This window comes from Paenochrobactrum sp. BZR 201-1 (assembly GCF_044987585.2).
Taxonomy (GTDB): Bacteria; Pseudomonadota; Alphaproteobacteria; order Rhizobiales; family Rhizobiaceae; genus Paenochrobactrum; species Paenochrobactrum pullorum.
Window position 1 is genome coordinate 14948 of sequence record NZ_JBJDRZ020000026.1, and the last position, 17872, is coordinate 32819.

Genomic DNA, 17872 nt, shown 5'->3' on the forward strand with positions numbered 1-17872 from the left:
ATTCTTTTCACTTGCAAAAGGATTGGACATTCAGAACTATTAAATCAATGGGTTAATATAAAGTGCGACTTATTTATCGCACTTTGTGCTCTTTATTTATTAAAACCTGTTACTTAGATTTTACTGCCTTGACGAATGTGACAGAAATATGACAACTCAACTCAAGTTTAATTGAAAAGTGAGATTGTCATGAAAAATGCGCGGGTGTTGTTATTATCAACAATATCGGTAGCCGGTGTTTTATTTGCCGTTTCTGCCCATGCCCAGCAGGCAAATGAAGTTTTGCAGCTTAAAGAAATCGTAATCAAGGATCTTGTTCGCGGTTCTGTTGCAAATGCTTATGGTGTCCGTGCCAAAGCGCCAAACTCAATGACGGTGATTGAAGGTGAACAGCTCAATCAGTTCAGTGATTTAAGTGCTGGTGATGCAATCCGCCGTTTACCAGGTGTAACATTCCCTGGTGTCAACCGGTCACGCGAGATCAAATTACGTGGTATCGGACGAGAATATACGCAAGTTTTGATTGATGGCCGCCCGCTGATCGATGGCGATTCTAGCCGCAACTTTGAAGTTGACCGTCTGCCGTCAGCTATGATCGAACGCATTGAGATTATTCGCAGTCCCTTATCTAATATGGCGTCGCTGGGTGCTGCCGGTACAGTGAACATCATCACCAAACGACAGTTCGAGCGTAAAGGTGGCGGGTTGTCTCTGGGCGGCGGCTATTTGACCAAAAATGGACCTGTCGGTGATATTAATGGCTGGGCTTCGGGTTCCGAGGGAGGCTTCCGCTATTTTCTGGGTGCCGATTATCAGCGCCGTCGTGTGAACGAAAGTTCATCCGAGATGTCTTTCAAGGGTGATGGCAAGCCTAATGGCGGCTCCGATGAAGAGCAGGAACGCAGCTTTGATGACTATCTCGTTACCGGCCGTTTTGAATTTGATGTTTCGGAAAAAGATACCATTACTTTTGCTCCGACCTATTCACGTTCTTATGAAAAGCGTGACCAGACAAGTTTCAAATTTGAAAAAGATCAGGTCGCTTTGAAAGAACAGAGCGATGAATTGCGCAAGCGCACCCGTGAGACTTATGCCGGTTATTTGGAATGGGCGCATGAGTTTGATGATGAAACCCGCTCGCGTTTATTTCTTGACTTGCAAAAAGGAAGTGAATCAACAACGCGCGATAGCGTCAAACATAAGTTTGCAGATAATAAAACCGATTTGGAAGAGCGCGAGAACGATATAGATTTGCAGCGCATTGCGCCTGGTTTTGTTTTCAACAACCGCTTTGGCGACCATAAATTCGAGGCTGGTTTCGGTGCTTCATTCAGCAAGCGGGATGAAGAAGAAAATCGTATTAAAAAGGGTAACGTCACACCAGAACTGGGTCGTATATATAATATCAAAGAAGATATTTATTACGGCTATTTAAGTGATCAGTTCTCATTGTTTGGTAATGACGAATTTACCGCAGGTCTGCGTATCGAGCACAGTCGCACACAGACTACAGATTCATCGAATGATGATTACAGTGTCAACAGCACACAGGTAAATCCGTCTTTACAATATAAATATAATATCAATGAAGACTTGAATTGGCGCTTAGGCGTTGCGCGCACCTTGCGCCGTCCGGATTTGCGTGAGCTTACGCCATCGCTGACCGAGAAAGATGGTAATTTAGGGAAGCCGGACACGCGCGGTAATCCGTTCTTGAAGCCTGAAAAAATCTGGGGTGTCGACACCGGTCTTGATTGGTACTTGTTCGATGAGCAAGGTATTTTGTCGACTAATGTCTATGCGCGTCACTTTGATGACAAGATCGAAGATTCATTAAGCAAAGACGCTCAGACAGACCGTTGGGTCAAGACACCGGAAAATGTCGGCAATGGTCATCTTTACGGTGTGGAACTGGAAGCGCGCGCTCCGCTTGAATTTCTTGGTTTGGAAAATTTGAGTGTCTTTGCTAATGCAACGGCCATGAAAAGCCGCCTGACAGACGAACGTACCGGCCAAAAACGCCGCTTTAGCGATATGCCGAATTTTGTTTCGAATATTGGTATGGACTATTATGTGCCGGATTGGAAAACCACTTTTGGTATCAATCTGAATACGACCTATGCCTATACACAAAACATTCTGGAAGTGCAGGGTGTTGATAAAATTGCGAATGTCCGCACACATTTCTCGGCACTTAACCGTCTTGATTTGAGTGCGCGCACCGATATTACCGAAAGCTTCTCGTTATCATTGAGTGCGTTGAATATCTTGCGCACCAAAGACAAACGTGAGCGCACTACATTTGACGCGGATGGTGCAATTGCCGATAAGACCTTTATCAAAGAACCATCTTACAGCTCTTATTATGTAAGGGCGAGCTATAAATGGTAAGAGTTTTATCGCTCACGATCTGCATATTAACCGCGCTTCACGGCGCGGTTTCTGTGTCTGCATTGGCGGCAGACAAGGTTCAAAACCAGATCGCGACAGATGATGCTAATCTGGCCGTTGTTTTAACGCGGGATGATAAAATCAAGCATGTGAAACATCTGGATGGCATCAGCGAAGTACCATTGGCTGCAAAGCGCATTGTTGCTTTACATAATAGTTTTTCTGAAAGCTTAATTGCACTTGGCATGGCACCTGCCGGTGCAGTTGAACGGCCACAGGGTGCACCAGTTCAGCTCAAAGCAGCGATGACAGAGACTATTTCAGTTGGTGATCAGAGCAATCCCGACTATGAAAAAATCCTCATTTTACAGCCCGATTTGATCTTATCGGTTGGTGATGTTCATAGTCAGAATATTGATCTTTTGAAAGCCATCGCTCCGGTTGTCAGTCTGCGAGAGCCGGAAGAAGATTGGCGGCCATGGCTCATAGGTCTTGGCGATGTACTGGAGCGGCAATCGCAAGCAGAAAAGTTGATTGATGATTATAATCAGCGCGTGGAAAAATTACGTCTGACATTATTGGTTGAGCATAAAGATGAAACCGTTTTGCTAATGCGGGTTCGTCAAAAAGATATTCGTATTTATGGAACGGAAAGACGTTCGGGGCCGGTGCTTTACCGCGATCTGCAACTTACGCCACACAGGCTTGTGCCGGTGGGCAAAAATTATGAAGCCATTTCCAATGAGCTGATCGGGCAAATGGATGCCGACCGTATTTTTCTGATGGTTGAAGATGCCGAACGCCTTGGCAATATTGAAAAAACTGCACTGTGGCAGGGGTTGCCTGCGGTAAAAGCCGGACGTGTTTACAAAGTTAATATTGAACCGTGGAACCAGTCCAGCGGGCCGATCAGTGCTTCGGTTATTGTTGATGATGTGGCACGTGCCTTTGGTCTGACTGAATAATGCAAAAGCGTATCTGCATATTGTTGACGGGTGTAGTGCTGCTCTTGGCAGCCTTATTGTTTTCAGCCTCTTCAGGTGCTGCCAATATTGCCTTTTTTGATATTTTACAGGCCATATTTGCCTTTGATATAGCTAAACAAGACCATTTGATTTTACGTGAGTTTCGCATTCCGCGGGTACTGGCTTCGGCTCTTGTCGGTGCGGCATTGGGAACGGCTGGTGCCTTGATGCAAGGCATGACACGCAATCCATTGGCCAGCCCATCTCTGATGGGCTTGAATGCAGGAGCAGGGCTGATGCTGGCCTTAGGGCTCGCATTTTATCCGTCATTGGATTTTTCATGGCTGATTTGTCTATCTTTTTTAGGCGCAGCATTGGGTGTCGCTATAGTATTCATGGTGGGTTCGGCGCAACGTGGCGGCTTGACGCCTGTGCGATTGGCCTTGGCAGGGGCGGCTATTTCGGCTTTTTTTGGAGCGCTCACCAGTTTCATTATTGTCTATTTTAAAATCGGACAGGACATTCTGTTTTATAGTGCTGGTGGTGTGCAAGGCGTGCAGGAAAGCCAGTTGCTTTTTGTGACACCTTGGATTGTTGCAGGTTTAACAGGCGCAGTTTTATTGTCCCGCAGCGTTACTTTGCTAAGTTTGGGACAGGATGTGGCGCTCGGTTTAGGTCTTAATATTTTACATGCCCGTATATTGATTAGTTTTGTTATTCTGCTTTTAGCCGGATGCAGTGTGGCATTGGCGGGAGGCATTGGTTTTGTCGGTCTGCTCATTCCGCATGTCAGCCGTTTCATGTTCGGGCTTGATTATCGCTGGATTATTCCGGGCTCACTTGTTTCAGGCGCTTTGCTGCTTGTACTTGCGGATTTTGGTGCTCGAATGATTAATCCACCCTATGAAACACCGGTAGGTCTTATCACGGCACTGATCGGTGTACCGTTTTTTCTGGCGCTTGCGTGGCGTGACGAGCGTGGTATCTGATCATGCATGCGGTACGCTTTGAAATTATCTTATGTTTGATGGTGGCGGTTTTAGCCGCAATTATGCTGGTCAGCCTTAATGCCGGTTCTTATCCGTTACGCTTGAGCGAACTTTATATGATTGCTGTTGGTGAAGGTTCACCACAGCAAGAACTGGTATTATTTTCCATGCGAGTACCACGTTTGCTGCTGGCGATCCTGACCGGTTGCGGTTTGGCCTTATCGGGTGCGGTTTTGCAGGCAATTTTCCGTAACGATTTGGCCGATCCGGGATTGCTGGGTTTAAGCGCCGGTGCCGGATTTGTCATTATCCTTTTGCTTTATACGCAACAGCAAGGGGTATTTATTTCCGGCCAATGGCGGCCTTGGGCAGCCTTTTTTGGGGCGGCTGTTTCGGCAGCTTTGATTTATATCTTGGCGCATAAGAAAGGTGTGGCGACATCAGCGCGGATTTTGCTAACCGGTATAGCCGTCAATGCGGGCTTGGGTGCATTAACACTTGTACTGGCAATGCGTCTTGATCGCAGTCTCTATGATCAGGCCGTGGTGTGGTTGGCCGGTAGTCTGTCCGGTAAAAATTATAAAGATATCGCACTGTTATTGCCGTGGTTTGTTATTTTGTTGCCTCTATTGGCATTACGGGTGAAGGTACTGGATATTCTTGCGCTCGGTGATGAAACAGCCATCGGTTTGGGGGTCAATGTTCAGCGGCAACGCTTGCTGATGATGGTGATTGCAGTTGCTCTGACGGGCGCCAGTGTGGCAGTGACCGGCGGCATTGGTTTTGTCGGATTACTAGCACCGCATATGTGCCGCCGGCTGGTTGGTGCACGTCATGCTTTGTTACTTCCGGCTTGTGCGCTTTGCGGGGCGATTTTGGTGCTTTTTGCCGATACATTGGGGCGCACTTTGCTGGCACCTGTCGAGATACCGGCAGGTATTTTCTGTGCCATGATCGGCGCTCCATATTTTCTTTATTTATTGATGCGGATAGGGCGTTAACATGGGAAAAATGATCTTGGAAACCAAAAATCTGAGTTTTTCCTATGACGCAACCGAGATTATCAGCGGCTTGAATTTGCAAGTGATGCAGGGAAAAATTACGGCTCTAGTTGGTGCAAATGGTTCAGGCAAAAGCACGATTTTAAAAAATTTGGCTCGGATTTTGAAACCGACCGGTGGCACAGTACTGCTGGAAGGGCAAGAGATGAAAAATTTTAACGCTAAAACGATTGCCCGCAAAATGGCGGTTTTAGCGCAGGCTCCCGAAGCGCCTGCAGGTTTGAAGGCCTATGATCTGGTCGCTTACGGGCGCTATCCATGGCAAACGGGTTTTGGCACTTTAAGCAAATTCGATAAACAAAAAATAAGCGATGCTTTGGCTTTAACCAATCTCACTCAATTGAGTGAAAGAGCGGTCGGTTCGCTATCGGGTGGCCAGCGGCAACGGGTATGGATTGCAGTCGCTCTTGCGCAAGACAGCGATATTATTCTGCTGGATGAGCCTACGACTTTTTTAGATATGGCGCATCAGCTGGAAGTGATGCAGCTTCTGGAAAGGCTCAATCAACATCAACAGAAAACCATCGTGATGGTATTGCATGATTTGAACCAAGCAGCGCGTTTTGCGCATCATATTATTGCGATCAAACAGGGTAAAATCGTGAGTCAAGGCAGTGCCAATGATATTATGTGTGCTGATGTTCTGCGTGATGTATTCGGCGTGGAGGCGGATTTTTTTGAAGATCCACGCACTGGAAAACCGGTGTGCATTCCTTTCGGAACATGTTTGAAATAGGTTTTATTCTTACTCTTCAGACTTCATCAGCACTTCAATATCATCATAGATTTCTTGCCACTGACTTTCTGTAAAAGCAAAGAGATTGAAGCTGCGCAATAAAAATGCGCCTTCACAGGCAATGAAAGCCAATCGCGCCATGCGGTCGGCAGGGTTGCTCATGTCGAGCCCCTGCAATTGGCTACTATACCATTTCCGGCTTTCTTCCAGCTGTTCGCTATTGGGAACAAGGCTTGCCATCATAGCGGAAAATCGGGAATCATCCATCTGCTCGCCATCACGTGTAGCCTTAATATGAGCGATCACATGGCTTTGAGGGTCAGTGGCACCTTGCTTATAAGCAGAGACTTTGGCATCAAATATATAGCTCCAGCGATTAATAATAGCGCGCATCAGACCATATTTATTGCCGAAACAATATTGTACACCACCCTTGGTAATACCAGCCTCACGTGCGACATTATCCATGGTGAGGGCTTCGATCCCGCCTTCCACCAACAGATGTTCAGCAGCATCGAGCACCTTATTGCGGTCAACCACCCGCGGGCGGCCGATTTTTTTGAATTTTTTAGTTTCCATACAAGAGGATTTAAATTAAGCGCTGCATGATACAAGTAGTTTTTTTATGAATGGTATTGAAAAATGACGAATAATCGCTGGATCGTACTGGCTGTTGTTTCCTGTGCCTTGCTGCTGATTGTTGTTGATATGACCGTGCTTTACACAGCATTGCCGCGCTTGACGCATGATCTGCATGCCAGCGCTTCGCAAAAATTATGGATCATCAACGCTTATCCGCTGGTGGTGGCGGGTCTTTTACCTGGAACCGGCACTTTGGGTGACCGCATCGGTCACCGGACAATGTTTCTGTCTGGTCTCATTGTGTTCGGCTTTGCATCAACTGCGGCTGCCTTTGCGCCGACGGCCAATTTTTTAATTGCTGCACGTATTGGTCTGGCCGTTGGCGCGGCGATGATGATGCCTGCCACTTTGTCAATCATCCGCATTACCTTTCAGGATGAAAAAGAACGTGCGGTAGCTCTTGGCATCTGGAGCTCAATTGCCGCCGGAGGCGCCGCAATTGGCCCTGTCGTTGGCGGCGTACTGCTTGAATATTTCTGGTGGGGATCGGTCTTCTTGATCAATGTGCCGGTCGTTATTGTTGCATTTATTGTCGGACTGATTGTGTTGGAAAAACGCGGTGGCAATAAAGATCGCGCATGGGATTTTGTCGGCTCTGTGCAGATTATGCTGGCCTTGATTGCATTAACCTTTGCCTTAAAAGAACTGGGCAAACCGGATCGTGATCTGTTGCTCTTTGCAGGTGCTTTGGTGATCGGATTGATCGCGGCGGTGATTTTTGTCAAACGCCAGAATAAGCGCAGCGAACCACTGCTTGATTTTCAACTGTTCAAAAACACCAAATTTTCATCGGGTGTTTTAACTGCTTCTGTTGCTTCTGCCTCATTGGTAGGGGTTGAATTGGTTTTCACACAACGTTTGCAACTGGTTTCGGGCTACTCCCCTTTGCAAGCAGGTCTTTTGATCTTGCCGATACCATTATCCGCTTTTGTAGCAGCACCTTTGATGGGCTTTTTTATGAACCGTGTCGGCACAGCCAGAGCTTTGTTTTTGTCACTCGGCATGACAGGCATCGGGATTGTTCTATATCTCGCAAGCTTCAAAATGGAGAGCATGATCTGGTTGCTGCCATTGATGATTGTAGGCTTTGGCGTTGGTGCTGCCATGACAGGCGCATCCACCGCCATTATGGGTAATGCATCAGCCGACAAAGCAGGTATGGCTGCTTCTATTGAAGAGGTTTCCTATGAACTTGGCGGCTCCATTGGTGTAACGGTGATGGGCAGCTTGATGACGGCAATCTATAGTATGAGCTTGGTATTGCCGGATTTCGCGGCGCAAAATCCATCACATGCGAAGGCTGCAACCGACAGTCTTGATGGGGCAAAACTGGTGGCTGAAACCTTAAACGCTGATCAGGTGAGCATATTGCTCACGCAGGCCTATCAAGCATTTGATCAGGCATTTGTGTCGGTAATTGCGGTGGCGGCTGTTTGTGTTTTCATGACTGCATTTGGCGTTTACCGCTTGAGCAGAACTCGTTAATTTCAACAGCTATGTTTTAAAAAAGGCTCCAGAGAATATCCTTGGAGCCTTTTATATTTTTAAGCTTTGTTGCTGGCAAACATTGGCCCGCCGCGCCAGCGCGGAAAGCCGTAACCGTGGATTTTGACCAGATCAATGTCCACAGCACTCAGGGCAATCCCTTCATCAAGAATGGCCTGACCTTCGTCTGCCATTTCATCAACCAGTGTTTCAGCAATTGTTTTAAGTGATAATGGCTGCTCAGCACTGATTTCATTTTTGAGCAATTCATCAACCTGTGTTGAAGGACGACCTTTACGCTCTCCCTCCACATAATCATACCAGCCGCCTTGGGTTTTTTGTCCCTTACGTCCAGAACGCACAAGAATATCGCCCAAAGTTTCCGGCACATCAGCGCCTGTCGTGCGCGCACCTTCACGCTGCAAATAGGCAATGTCGAGGCCGCCCATATCCTGTGCTTCAAAAGGCCCCATAGCGAGACCATAGCCGCGCATTGCAGCATCGATATCGGCGATTGTATTGCCTTTGCGCAGCAAGTTCTCCGCGGCTGCGCGATAGCGTTTCAAAATGCGATTGCCGATAAAACCTTCACAAATACCGGCGCGTACAGGTATTTTTTTGAGCTTTGAGGCAATGGCAAAAGCGGTCGCCAGCACCGGTTCTGAGGTGTCCGGTGTCGGCACGATTTCCATCAGCTTCATCACATGGGCAGGGCTGAAGAAATGCAGTCCAATAAAGCGTTCCGGATGTGGCAAATCTTTTGCGATGTCACTTGGATCAAGGTAAGAGGTGTTAGTGGCTAGAATAGCATCGGCACGGCAGGCTTGACCAATCTTGGCAAACACATCGCGCTTGACATTGATTTTTTCAAAGACCGCTTCGATAACGAGATCGACATCGGCCAGTTTAGCATAATCGCTGGTGCCTTTGATGCTGTTCAAACGCTCTACGGCTTGAGTTTCGCTCAAAATACCGCGCTTGACGCTAGCGTCAATGATCTTTTGAACATTAGCCAAACCACGTTCAACCGCTTCCGCATCCTGCTCGACCAGAACCACCGGATAACCGGCATTGCTAAGTGTCATCACGATGCCTGCGCCCATAGTGCCGCCACCGATAACGGCTGTTTTTTTAATCTCGATTGGCGTGATGTCTTTGACAAAATCCGGCTTGGTTGCATTGCGTTCGGCAAAGAAAATGCGGCGCAGGGCTGCGGCCTCTTTGGAATCGCGACGCTCTAAAAATGTTTTGCGCTCAAAAGCCATTGCTTCATCAAAAGGCAGAAGTGTGCTTTGACGAATGGATTCCAGTGCCAGCAAAGGCGCACTCGCACCTTTGGCAGTCCTCTTCACTGACGTTTTTTGAGCCTCCCAGAATGCCTCATCTGCTTGCGGTGCTGCACGCTGTGACAAGACTTTTGGAAGCTCTTGTTTGATGGCGCTACGGGCAAAATTCACTGCACCTTCTTGCAAGTCACCGTCGATAATGGCATCAATCAGCCCGTCTTTTTGTGCTTGTTCCGCGCGTATCGGCTTGCCGGAAGTGACCATGACGATCGCTTTTTCCAGACCGATAAGACGCGGTGTGCGCACAGTGCCGGATGCTCCCGGAATGACACCTAATGTGACTTCCGGCAAACCAAGGGATGCACTTGCAACAGCGACACGAAAACGGCAGCCCAGTGCCACTTCCAAGCCACCACCAAGGGCTGAACCGTGAATGGCAGCTATCCATGGTTTTTGTGCATTTTCGATTTTTGCCACCACATCAGGCAAATGTGGTGGCTGTGGACTTAAGCCAAATTCACGCACGTCTGCGCCCGCGATAAAAGTACGACCAGCACAAATCAGCACAACGGCTTCTACCTGAGGGTCTTGATCCAGCGCTTCTACCGCATCCCAAAGGCCTTGGCGCAAGGCTTGGCCGAGTGCGTTAACCGGTGGATTATCAACCGTTACAATGGCGATATTTTCGTCGCGGGCAATGGTCACAGACATATCAAATTCCCAAATAAGCTTCCCGGATTTTCGGATCTGCAATCAGCTCTTCGGCAGATCCCTGCATGGTGATGTTACCGGTTTCCATCACATAACCGCGATCGGCAATTTTCAAAGCACCATAGGCGTTTTGTTCCACCAGCAAAATGGTGACGCCCAAAGTTTTCAAATTGCTGACCACATCAAAAATCTGCTGGACGATAATGGGGGCAAGCCCCATGGAAGGCTCGTCCAGAAGCAAACAAGCCGGACGACCCATTAGGGCGCGCGCCATGGCAAGCATTTGTTGCTGGCCGCCGGAAAGACCACCGGCTGGCAAATTGCACTTTTCTTTCAGGATCGGGAACATGGCAAAAGCATCTGCCATATCTTTTTCCACCTGATCGTCACGGAACAAAAATGCGCCAAGACGCAAATTTTCTTCCACCGAAAGATTGGTGAATATCTGCCGTCCTTCAGGCGATTGTGTCAGCCCGCGGGACGGGCGACGAAATGCTGCCAGATTAGTGATGGTCTCACCACGGAAATGGATCGAGCCTTCCGATACCGGCTGCAAGCCGGAAAGGCAGCGCAATAATGTGGTTTTACCTGCACCATTGGCGCCCACAACGGTTACGATTTCGCCGGAATCGACGGTGAGATTGATGCCGTGTAAAACTTCTATACGCCCGTAACGTGAGCGTAAGCCCTCAACGGTCAGCATGGGCGGCCTCCTCGTTGAAATCTGCGCCAAGATATGCGGCAATCACTGCCGGATTGCGGCTGACCTCGGCTGGCAAGCCTTCGGTCAGCTTCTGGCCATGATCGAGAACGACAATATGATTGGAAATACGCATCACCATTTTCATGTCATGTTCCACCAGCAAAATCGCGACACCTGACGCTGCCACATCGGCGATCAGCTGGTCGATTTCATCGGTTTCAACGGCGTTACAACCAGCAGCCGGTTCATCCAGCAGCAGTACTGCCGGATTGAGAGCCAATGCGCGGGCAATTTCAAGACGTTTCAACGAGCCATAGGAAAGGTTTCCCGCTTCCCGTTCAGCGGCGCGCTCAAGTCCGACTTTTTTCAACAGTTCCATCGCGCCTTCGTGCGCTTTGGTGGCACGTCGGCGGGAGGCTGGCAGGCTAAGCAAATCCGCTATGACGGAGCCACGTTCGGCCAAATGAAAACCTGCAATAGCGTTTTCAATCACGGTCATATTTTGAAAGATTTGCAGATTTTGGAAGGTGCGTGACATGCCGCGACGCGCCAGCAAATCGGGACGCATTCCGGTAATATCTTCACCTTTCAAAACTACACGGCCTTGAGAAGGTTGATAAATACCGGAGATCATATTGAATAGTGTTGTTTTACCTGCACCATTAGGGCCGATGACGGATGTGATCTCACCTTGTTTGACCTGAAAGCTGACATTGTCAACCGCTTTCAGACCACCAAAGCTGATGCCTAAATTTTCAACTGAGAGCAGGGTCATTCGCCGGTTCCCTTGAATTTGCGGACGATGGATGGCAGTAAACCTTCACGCAGGAAGATCATCACCAACATCATCACAAAGCCTAAAATCAGCTGTTCATATTCGGCAAAAACGGTGAGGACTTGCGGCAGAATTGTTAAAATGGCTGCGCCCAAAATTGCACCCAGCACTGAAGCTGCACCACCAAGAACGGCCATGGTCACCATTTCAATCGAATGCATGAAGCCGGCAATATCAGGGGTGATGAATTTATTTTGCAATGCAATCAGCGAACCGGCAACGGAGGCAAAAACGGCTGAAATAACAAAGGCCAGCAATTTATAACGTGCCACATCAATGCCGACAGTACGGGCGGCAATTTCCGAGCCGTGCAGCGCACGTAATGAACGTCCCATTGGGCTGTTATAAAGATTGAGCACAATCCATGCACCGATCAGCAACACGAAACCGCAGAAATAATACCAGAACTCACCATTTGTCAGGTTGATACCGATATTTTTCAAGCCAGCACGCAAGCCCAGTTCCGGCACCGACATACCGTCAGGCCCGCCGGTAAGATTGCGTTCATTGCTCAAAACCATTGAGATCAAAATGCCAAAGCCAAGGGTGGCAACGCCTAAATAATAACCTTTGAGGCGCAAAATTGGACGCCCAACCAGATAAGCCATAATCGCAGAAATAGCCGCGCCCAAAAATACGGCAACGCCCGGATGAATGCCTAAATGAATAGGTGCCAAAGCACAGGCATAGCCGCCAATACCGGCAAAACCGGCATGACCAAGGCTGATTTGACCCGCATAACCGGTGAGGATGACAATGCCGAGCACAGCAAGGCTATTGACGAAAACCATAGCACCGATGCGGAAATAAAAACCGGACGGAAAGAAGAACGGTGCCAGCGCAATCAGTGCGAAAAGCACCAATAGGGTGGTGTTTTTGCGTGAAATGAATGACATCAGACACGCTCCGTGGTTTTCTTGCCGAAGAGGCCTTGCGGCATCAGGAATAGCACCAGCAAAATAACGATAAAGGCGGCAGCTTCTTTGTAGGTGGAGGAAATATAACCGGCCGTCATTGCTTCAATGAGACCGATCAAAAAACCACCGGCGAGAGCACCTTTCGGATTGCCCATGCCGCCCAGCATGGCACCGGCAAACCCTTTGAGCGCAAAGCCGATGCCGACATTATAGGCAACAAGGGTGATTGGTGTGGCAAGAACACCCGCCAGTGCACCGATACCAGCCGACAGTGCAAAAGAAAGCGTCATGATGAAAGTGGTGTTGATACCGACCAATTGCGCGGCCTGACGATTATTGGACGTGGCAAGAACTGCGCGCCCCAACAGGGTGCGTGTGAAGAAAAGCCACAGGCCGATAAAGACCACCAAAGCACCGCCGATAACCCACAAGCTCTGGGTCTGGATGGTCGCGCCCAAGAAGTTGAGTGGTTTGTCACCGGAGAAAGCCGGAAAACTATGGATCTGCTTATCAAAGATGATCTGTGCCGCGCCTTGGATGAAAACGGAAGCACCGATGGTAATGATAATCAGTGAAACAACAGGCGCACCACGCGCCGGTTCGATTGCGAATTTATTGATCGCAACGCCGAGTGCCGCTGTCAGAACAATGGCAATCAGAGCGGCCAACGGCAGGGGCAAACCCGCTGCATAAGCTGCCCATGTGATCATGCCACCCAACATGACAAATTCGCCCTGAGCAAAATTGACCACATCGGAAGCATTGTAGATGATCGTGAAGCCAAGGGCGATCAGCGCATAAACGGCGCCAACAGTTACCCCTGAAGAAAGAAATTGCATAAACTCTGACATGAGCTCTCCGCGTCTGGATGGAGAAATAACAGGCCGGATGACATGATCCCGCCTGTGACTAATCAAAGGCGCAGGCAGGATGCTGATGTCAGTTTTATTCGGCTACAGACCAACCGCCGTCTTTAATCTGGAGCATACGGAAAGCTGTCAGATCAAGGCCGAGATGGTCTTCTGGCGAGAAGGTGTAGATACCTGTCGCACCGGCCAGACCACTGGTTTTTTCAATCGCGTCACGGATTTCCTGCGGTTCGGCAGAACCGGCTCGGGTAATTGCGTCGGTAACGATCAGGAAGGCATCATGAGCGTAGCCGCCGAATGTATCGACCGGCATTTTATAGCGTTCTTCAAACTTTGCCTTATAAGCGGTGACGAGCGGCTGCTGCGGGTCGCTTGCATCAAGCTGATCTGCGATCAAAAGGGCTGTGCCGGGAAGGCGCAAGCCCTCGGCAGCTTTCTCGCCTGCCAGTTTGATAAAGCCTGAAGAGGCAACGCCATGTGACTGGTACATCGGCAATTCGATGCCGAGCTGATGATAGTTACGCGTTACAATCGAAGGCCCCTGACCAAAGCCCGGATTGAGCACAGCCTGCACACCCGGCGCATTGCGGATTTTGGTCAGCTGGGCGGTCATGTCCGCGTCTTTTGGATCATAGGTTTCGTCAATGACGATGTCGATTTTATAATCTGGCGCTACGTTTTTGCACTGGGCTTCCATCGAAGCACCAAAACCGTCGGTGCCGGAAATCATACCGATTTTGCTGATGCCGCGCTTGCCCATATCTTCATAGATTTTCTGGCAAGCCATGCGGTCGGTATGGGGTGTTTTGAAGGTGTAAGGACGCACTGGCTGAATGATTTCAATTGCACCGGCAAGGGCGATGAAAGGAATTTCAGCATCTTCTGCAACTGACAAAATCGACATGGCGGTGCCGGTGGTGGTGCCGCCGATGATGGCAACCACTTCGTCATCTTCAATCAGACGGGTGGCAAAAGTGCGCGCTTTGTTGGCGTCGCCACCATCGTCATACATGATAAGCTTGATTTTCTCACCATTGATGCCGCCTTTTTCATTGAGTTCGGCAACCAGCATTTCCAGTGTTTTAAATTCCGGATCGCCAAGGAAAGCCGCAGGGCCGGTGGCGGAAACGGATGCACCGATACGGATTTCGGCGTGCGCTGCACCTGTCCCCACACCTGCCATTGCAAGGGCAATAACAGCGGCCGGAACAGTTGCTTTCAGAAAGTTCATCATAAGGATACTCCTCCCAGAGTGTTTGTTACTCAGTCACCGGCCGGCGCCACATGGCGTGGTGAAAACGGCTGGCAACAAATGCTGTATCGGTTAAGCAAGCATTTCCTGCAGGATTGGCACCGGTAACGTGAAAATCGCTGAAGGCTGCTGACTGGTTGACGAAGATATTGCCTGTCAGATTAACCGACAGATTGACACCGCCGTGTGCAAAGGCGATTGCCGCCCGTTGAATGCGTGGCTCATTGGTATCGTAAAAAGCGGCAGTGATGGCGCCTTTTTTACGGGCGAGGCTGGATGCGGTCTCAATGGCTGCATCGCCATCTTTGGCCGGAATAAGGAACATGATCGGCCCGAACCATTCGGTGTTTACGGATTCATCATCGCCGTCGACGGCGATGAGCAAAGGTGTTGCGCTGTTTTGATAATCGAGCGGCGCAGAATCACGAATGATGCGGCCAAGTGAACGGGCTTTTTCTACGCGCTTCAATGTGGCGGGATTGGCAATAGCACCGCAAATGGCAGCAGCGCGTGCCGGATCAGCGACAAGGCGGTCAATCGCATCGGCCAAACCTTTTGCCACCTCATCAAAGCTTTTGTGGCCTTCATCCGTCTCGATGCCGCTCTCAGGAATATAAATATTCTGTGGTGCGGTGCACATCTGGCCGGAATATAACGACAGCGCAAAAGCCAGATTATCGCTCATGGCTTGGAAATTATCAGTGCCTGCGATGGTGATCGTGTTGATACCGGCTTCTTCGGTGAAAAGCTTGGCTTGGGTAGCGTTTTTACGCAACCAGTCACCAAAAGCATTGGAACCGGTATAGTCAATCAGCTTGATATCATCGTGGCTTGCGAGCTTATCGGCAATTGGTGCGCCAACTGAATCGACCGCCAAAAGAACGGCATCAGCTGGGAGACCGGCTTCAACAAACACTTCGCGCAATGTTTTAACGGTTAGTGCCAAAGGCAGCACGGCCGACGGATGCGGTTTGATGATGACCGGATTGCCGGTGGCAAGGCTTGCAAAAATGCCCGGAAATGAATTCCATGTCGGGAATGTATTGCAGCCGATAGCCAGCGACAGACCGGACGGAATCAGTGTCCAATGTTTTTCAAGGCGTAATGGTGCTTGTTTGCCTTGCGGCTTTTCCCAAATGGCCTGTGACGGAAAACGCTGCATTTCTGCCCAAGCGGCAGCAATAGCTTCCAAAGCGCGGTCTTGTGCGTGGGGGCCGCCAGCCTGAAAAGCCATCGGAAAAGCTTGTCCGGTGGTGTTCATCACTGCATTGCCCATCAGGAAGCTTTGTGCGTTCATACGCGCCAAAGTTTCAAGCAAAGCACCAATGCGGGTTTTCACATCAGAACGGGCAAATTCGTCAGCAATCTTATTGGCAGCATCAATTAGCACTTGTGGTTCTGCTGCAGGATAGGTGATCCCAAGTGCTGCGCCATAAGGAGAAACTTCGGCGCCGATACGGGCAGTTTCCGGGTGTCCGGCAATATCGAAAGGCTTATTGAGAAGTGCCAGATAGCTTGCTAATCCGTCGTCACGGGCAGTTTCGCCATAGATCTTGCCGGACGGGACTTCCGGATATGGTGTCCAGAACTCACGGGCCAGCAGTGCTGCACCGGCAGCATTGAGTGTAGGTAAATGGCGATCCCAAAACATCGTGAAAACGTTCCTCCTCGTTCTTCATATTATTATTGACCGGCCGGTCAGTTTATGCAACAAAAAAAAGAGGGCTCCACAAATATCATGGAGCAGGGAGTTGAAATATGTCGGATACGGTTCTTGTAGAGCTGGCTGATGGCGTTCTGTCTTTGACGTTGAATCGCCCTGAAAAGCTGAACTCATTTAACGAAGAAATGCACATGGCGCTGCGCGCCGGCATCCAGCGCGCGCATGATGATGATTCTGTTCGTGCAGTACTGATTAAAGGTTCGGGACGTGGTTTTTGCGCCGGACAGGATTTAGGCGATCGCGATCCGCGTAAAGGAACGCCGGCGCCGGATTTGGGCAATACGCTCGAAACTTTTTATAATCCGACATTGCGATTGATCCGTGCTTTGAACAAGCCGGTTATTTGCGCTGTGAATGGTGTTGCAGCTGGTGCAGGCGCGAATATTGCCATTGCGTGTGATATTGTTTTTGCGGCAAAATCTGCCCGTTTTATTCAAGCTTTTTCCAAAATCGGGCTTATTCCCGATGCTGGCGGCACATTTAATCTTACCCGTATTTTGGGTGAGCCGCGCGCCAAGGCGCTGACTATGCTGGCCGAACCATTATCGGCGGAAGATGCAGCCTCTTGGGGGCTGATCTGGAAGGCTGTTGATGATGAAACATTGCTTGATGAAGCATTGGCGACAGCGCGCAAACTTGCCAAGGGTGCTACTTTCGGCCTTGGTTTGACCAAACAACTTATTCAGTCAGCCGCCATCAATTCATTGGATCAGCAGTTGGATCTGGAGCGTGATGCCCAGCAAAAAGCCGGTAAAAGTGCTGATTATGCTGAAGGCGTGACCGCATTTTTGGAAAAACGTGCCGCGGAGTTTAAGGGCAAATGAAAAAAGTTGCAGATATGACCCCGCAGGAACTGGCTGAAGCCTCCGCACAAGCGATGTGGGCAGGCGATAAAGCCAGCCAGAATTTGGGCATGGCGCTGGAAAGCATTGCACCAGGCACTGCCACTTTATCGATGACACTTACTGAAACCATGTCGAACGGCCATGGTAATTGTCATGGTGGTTTTATTTTCATGCTTGCTGACAGTGCTTTTGCGTTTGCTTGCAACAGCTATAATCAGCTCGTTGTAGCGCAAAGTTGTTCGGTCAGTTTTATCAATCCGGGGAAAATCGGGGATCGGTTAACAGCCGTTGCGCGTGAAGTCTCCCGACGCGGCCGCTCAGGCATCTATGATATTCGGGTTTCCAATCAGGATGGTGAGCATATTGCAGAATTTCGCGGTTTGTCGCGCAGCGTTAAAGGAACGCATGTGCCCGAGTGAATGTCTTTGACGTGACACTCATCTGACACCGCATCAAGTTATT

Annotated in this window: 16 protein-coding genes; 8 read left to right on the top strand and 8 right to left on the bottom strand. The window is 49.4% G+C overall.

The genetic code is table 11. From position 1 onward, the window contains the following. The first annotated feature begins 189 nt into the window (after positions 1 to 189). The 5 genes from ACI0FR_RS13590 to ACI0FR_RS13610 are packed head-to-tail and all read left to right on the top strand — an operon-like array spanning position 190 to position 6142. Positions 190 to 2391 (top strand): TonB-dependent receptor plug domain-containing protein, encoded by a 2202-nt coding sequence (locus ACI0FR_RS13590; protein ID WP_404907754.1) that lies wholly within the window; start codon positions 190 to 192, stop codon positions 2389 to 2391. Further along, positions 2385 to 3356: an ABC transporter substrate-binding protein gene (locus ACI0FR_RS13595; RefSeq protein ID WP_374833442.1), complete on the top strand. Its 972-nt coding sequence runs from the start codon at positions 2385 to 2387 to the stop codon at positions 3354 to 3356. The genes ACI0FR_RS13590 and ACI0FR_RS13595 overlap by 7 nt, the downstream gene beginning before the upstream one ends. Then, positions 3356 to 4345 carry a FecCD family ABC transporter permease gene (locus ACI0FR_RS13600; protein ID WP_374833444.1) on the top strand — a complete coding sequence of 330 codons (990 nt, stop codon included), beginning with the start codon at positions 3356 to 3358 and terminating at the stop codon, positions 4343 to 4345. The genes ACI0FR_RS13595 and ACI0FR_RS13600 overlap by 1 nt, the downstream gene beginning before the upstream one ends. Positions 4346 to 4347: 2 nt before the next feature. Continuing rightward, positions 4348 to 5346 (top strand): FecCD family ABC transporter permease, encoded by a 999-nt coding sequence (locus ACI0FR_RS13605; RefSeq protein ID WP_374833446.1) that lies wholly within the window; start codon positions 4348 to 4350, stop codon positions 5344 to 5346. Position 5347: 1 nt separating this feature from the next. Then, positions 5348 to 6142, top strand: coding sequence for an ABC transporter ATP-binding protein (locus ACI0FR_RS13610; RefSeq protein WP_374833448.1), 795 nt, complete (start codon positions 5348 to 5350; stop codon positions 6140 to 6142). Between the two features lie 9 nt (positions 6143 to 6151). On the opposite strand, the gene ACI0FR_RS13615 is transcribed toward ACI0FR_RS13610, so the two are convergent. Further along, on the bottom strand, positions 6152 to 6721 hold the full coding sequence (locus tag ACI0FR_RS13615) for a TetR/AcrR family transcriptional regulator (protein WP_374833450.1): 570 nt from the start codon (positions 6719 to 6721) through the stop codon (positions 6152 to 6154). A gap of 63 nt (positions 6722 to 6784) precedes the next feature. Here ACI0FR_RS13615 and ACI0FR_RS13620 point away from each other — a divergent pair, with 63 nt between their 5' ends. Next, positions 6785 to 8269, top strand: a complete 1485-nt coding sequence (locus ACI0FR_RS13620; protein WP_404907750.1) for a DHA2 family efflux MFS transporter permease subunit — start codon at positions 6785 to 6787, stop codon at positions 8267 to 8269. Between the two features lie 59 nt (positions 8270 to 8328). Here ACI0FR_RS13620 and ACI0FR_RS13625 read toward each other — a convergent pair whose 3' ends face one another. The 7 genes from ACI0FR_RS13625 to paaN all read right to left on the bottom strand — a co-directional run bounded on the left by ACI0FR_RS13625 (position 8329) and on the right by paaN (position 16493). Further along, positions 8329 to 10266 carry a 3-hydroxyacyl-CoA dehydrogenase NAD-binding domain-containing protein gene (locus ACI0FR_RS13625; RefSeq protein ID WP_404907748.1) on the bottom strand — a complete coding sequence of 646 codons (1938 nt, stop codon included), beginning with the start codon at positions 10264 to 10266 and terminating at the stop codon, positions 8329 to 8331. 1 nt (position 10267) lies between these two features. Beyond that, entirely contained in the window at positions 10268 to 10969 is a 702-nt protein-coding gene (locus tag ACI0FR_RS13630) for an ABC transporter ATP-binding protein (protein ID WP_374833456.1), read from the bottom strand. Then, entirely contained in the window at positions 10956 to 11744 is a 789-nt protein-coding gene (locus ACI0FR_RS13635) for an ABC transporter ATP-binding protein (RefSeq protein WP_404907745.1), read from the bottom strand. The genes ACI0FR_RS13630 and ACI0FR_RS13635 overlap by 14 nt, the downstream gene beginning before the upstream one ends. Next, on the bottom strand, positions 11741 to 12700 hold the full coding sequence (locus ACI0FR_RS13640) for a branched-chain amino acid ABC transporter permease (RefSeq protein ID WP_374833460.1): 960 nt from the start codon (positions 12698 to 12700) through the stop codon (positions 11741 to 11743). Before ACI0FR_RS13640 ends, ACI0FR_RS13635 begins: the two co-directional genes overlap by 4 nt. Further along, positions 12700 to 13572: a branched-chain amino acid ABC transporter permease gene (locus ACI0FR_RS13645; protein WP_343804916.1), complete on the bottom strand. Its 873-nt coding sequence runs from the start codon at positions 13570 to 13572 to the stop codon at positions 12700 to 12702. Before ACI0FR_RS13645 ends, ACI0FR_RS13640 begins: the two co-directional genes overlap by 1 nt. Positions 13573 to 13666: 94 nt before the next feature. Next, positions 13667 to 14821 carry an ABC transporter substrate-binding protein gene (locus tag ACI0FR_RS13650; RefSeq protein WP_374833498.1) on the bottom strand — a complete coding sequence of 385 codons (1155 nt, stop codon included), beginning with the start codon at positions 14819 to 14821 and terminating at the stop codon, positions 13667 to 13669. 28 nt (positions 14822 to 14849) lie between these two features. Next, positions 14850 to 16493: a phenylacetic acid degradation protein PaaN gene (gene paaN / locus ACI0FR_RS13655; protein WP_404907741.1), complete on the bottom strand. Its 1644-nt coding sequence runs from the start codon at positions 16491 to 16493 to the stop codon at positions 14850 to 14852. Positions 16494 to 16600: 107 nt separating this feature from the next. Here paaN and paaG point away from each other — a divergent pair, with 107 nt between their 5' ends. Both paaG and paaI read left to right on the top strand, forming a co-directional pair. Beyond that, positions 16601 to 17389: a 2-(1,2-epoxy-1,2-dihydrophenyl)acetyl-CoA isomerase PaaG gene (gene paaG, locus ACI0FR_RS13660; RefSeq protein WP_374833464.1), complete on the top strand. Its 789-nt coding sequence runs from the start codon at positions 16601 to 16603 to the stop codon at positions 17387 to 17389. Continuing rightward, positions 17386 to 17829 (top strand): hydroxyphenylacetyl-CoA thioesterase PaaI, encoded by a 444-nt coding sequence (paaI, locus tag ACI0FR_RS13665; RefSeq protein ID WP_374833466.1) that lies wholly within the window; start codon positions 17386 to 17388, stop codon positions 17827 to 17829. Before paaG ends, paaI begins: the two co-directional genes overlap by 4 nt. Positions 17830 to 17872 lie beyond the last annotated feature (43 nt).

Coding starts and splice junctions, on each gene's coding strand:
- ACI0FR_RS13590 (WP_404907754.1), top strand. CDS start 190: ATGAAAAATGCGCGGGTGTTGTTATTATCAACAATATCGGTAGCCGGT.
- ACI0FR_RS13595 (WP_374833442.1), top strand. CDS start 2,385: ATGGTAAGAGTTTTATCGCTCACGATCTGCATATTAACCGCGCTTCAC.
- ACI0FR_RS13600 (WP_374833444.1), top strand. CDS start 3,356: ATGCAAAAGCGTATCTGCATATTGTTGACGGGTGTAGTGCTGCTCTTG.
- ACI0FR_RS13605 (WP_374833446.1), top strand. CDS start 4,348: ATGCATGCGGTACGCTTTGAAATTATCTTATGTTTGATGGTGGCGGTT.
- ACI0FR_RS13610 (WP_374833448.1), top strand. CDS start 5,348: ATGGGAAAAATGATCTTGGAAACCAAAAATCTGAGTTTTTCCTATGAC.
- ACI0FR_RS13615 (WP_374833450.1), bottom strand. CDS start 6,721: ATGGAAACTAAAAAATTCAAAAAAATCGGCCGCCCGCGGGTGGTTGAC.
- ACI0FR_RS13620 (WP_404907750.1), top strand. CDS start 6,785: ATGACGAATAATCGCTGGATCGTACTGGCTGTTGTTTCCTGTGCCTTG.
- ACI0FR_RS13625 (WP_404907748.1), bottom strand. CDS start 10,266: ATGTCTGTGACCATTGCCCGCGACGAAAATATCGCCATTGTAACGGTT.
- ACI0FR_RS13630 (WP_374833456.1), bottom strand. CDS start 10,969: ATGCTGACCGTTGAGGGCTTACGCTCACGTTACGGGCGTATAGAAGTT.
- ACI0FR_RS13635 (WP_404907745.1), bottom strand. CDS start 11,744: ATGACCCTGCTCTCAGTTGAAAATTTAGGCATCAGCTTTGGTGGTCTG.
- ACI0FR_RS13640 (WP_374833460.1), bottom strand. CDS start 12,700: ATGTCATTCATTTCACGCAAAAACACCACCCTATTGGTGCTTTTCGCA.
- ACI0FR_RS13645 (WP_343804916.1), bottom strand. CDS start 13,572: ATGTCAGAGTTTATGCAATTTCTTTCTTCAGGGGTAACTGTTGGCGCC.
- ACI0FR_RS13650 (WP_374833498.1), bottom strand. CDS start 14,821: ATGAACTTTCTGAAAGCAACTGTTCCGGCCGCTGTTATTGCCCTTGCA.
- paaN (WP_404907741.1), bottom strand. CDS start 16,493: ATGTTTTGGGATCGCCATTTACCTACACTCAATGCTGCCGGTGCAGCA.
- paaG (WP_374833464.1), top strand. CDS start 16,601: ATGTCGGATACGGTTCTTGTAGAGCTGGCTGATGGCGTTCTGTCTTTG.
- paaI (WP_374833466.1), top strand. CDS start 17,386: ATGAAAAAAGTTGCAGATATGACCCCGCAGGAACTGGCTGAAGCCTCC.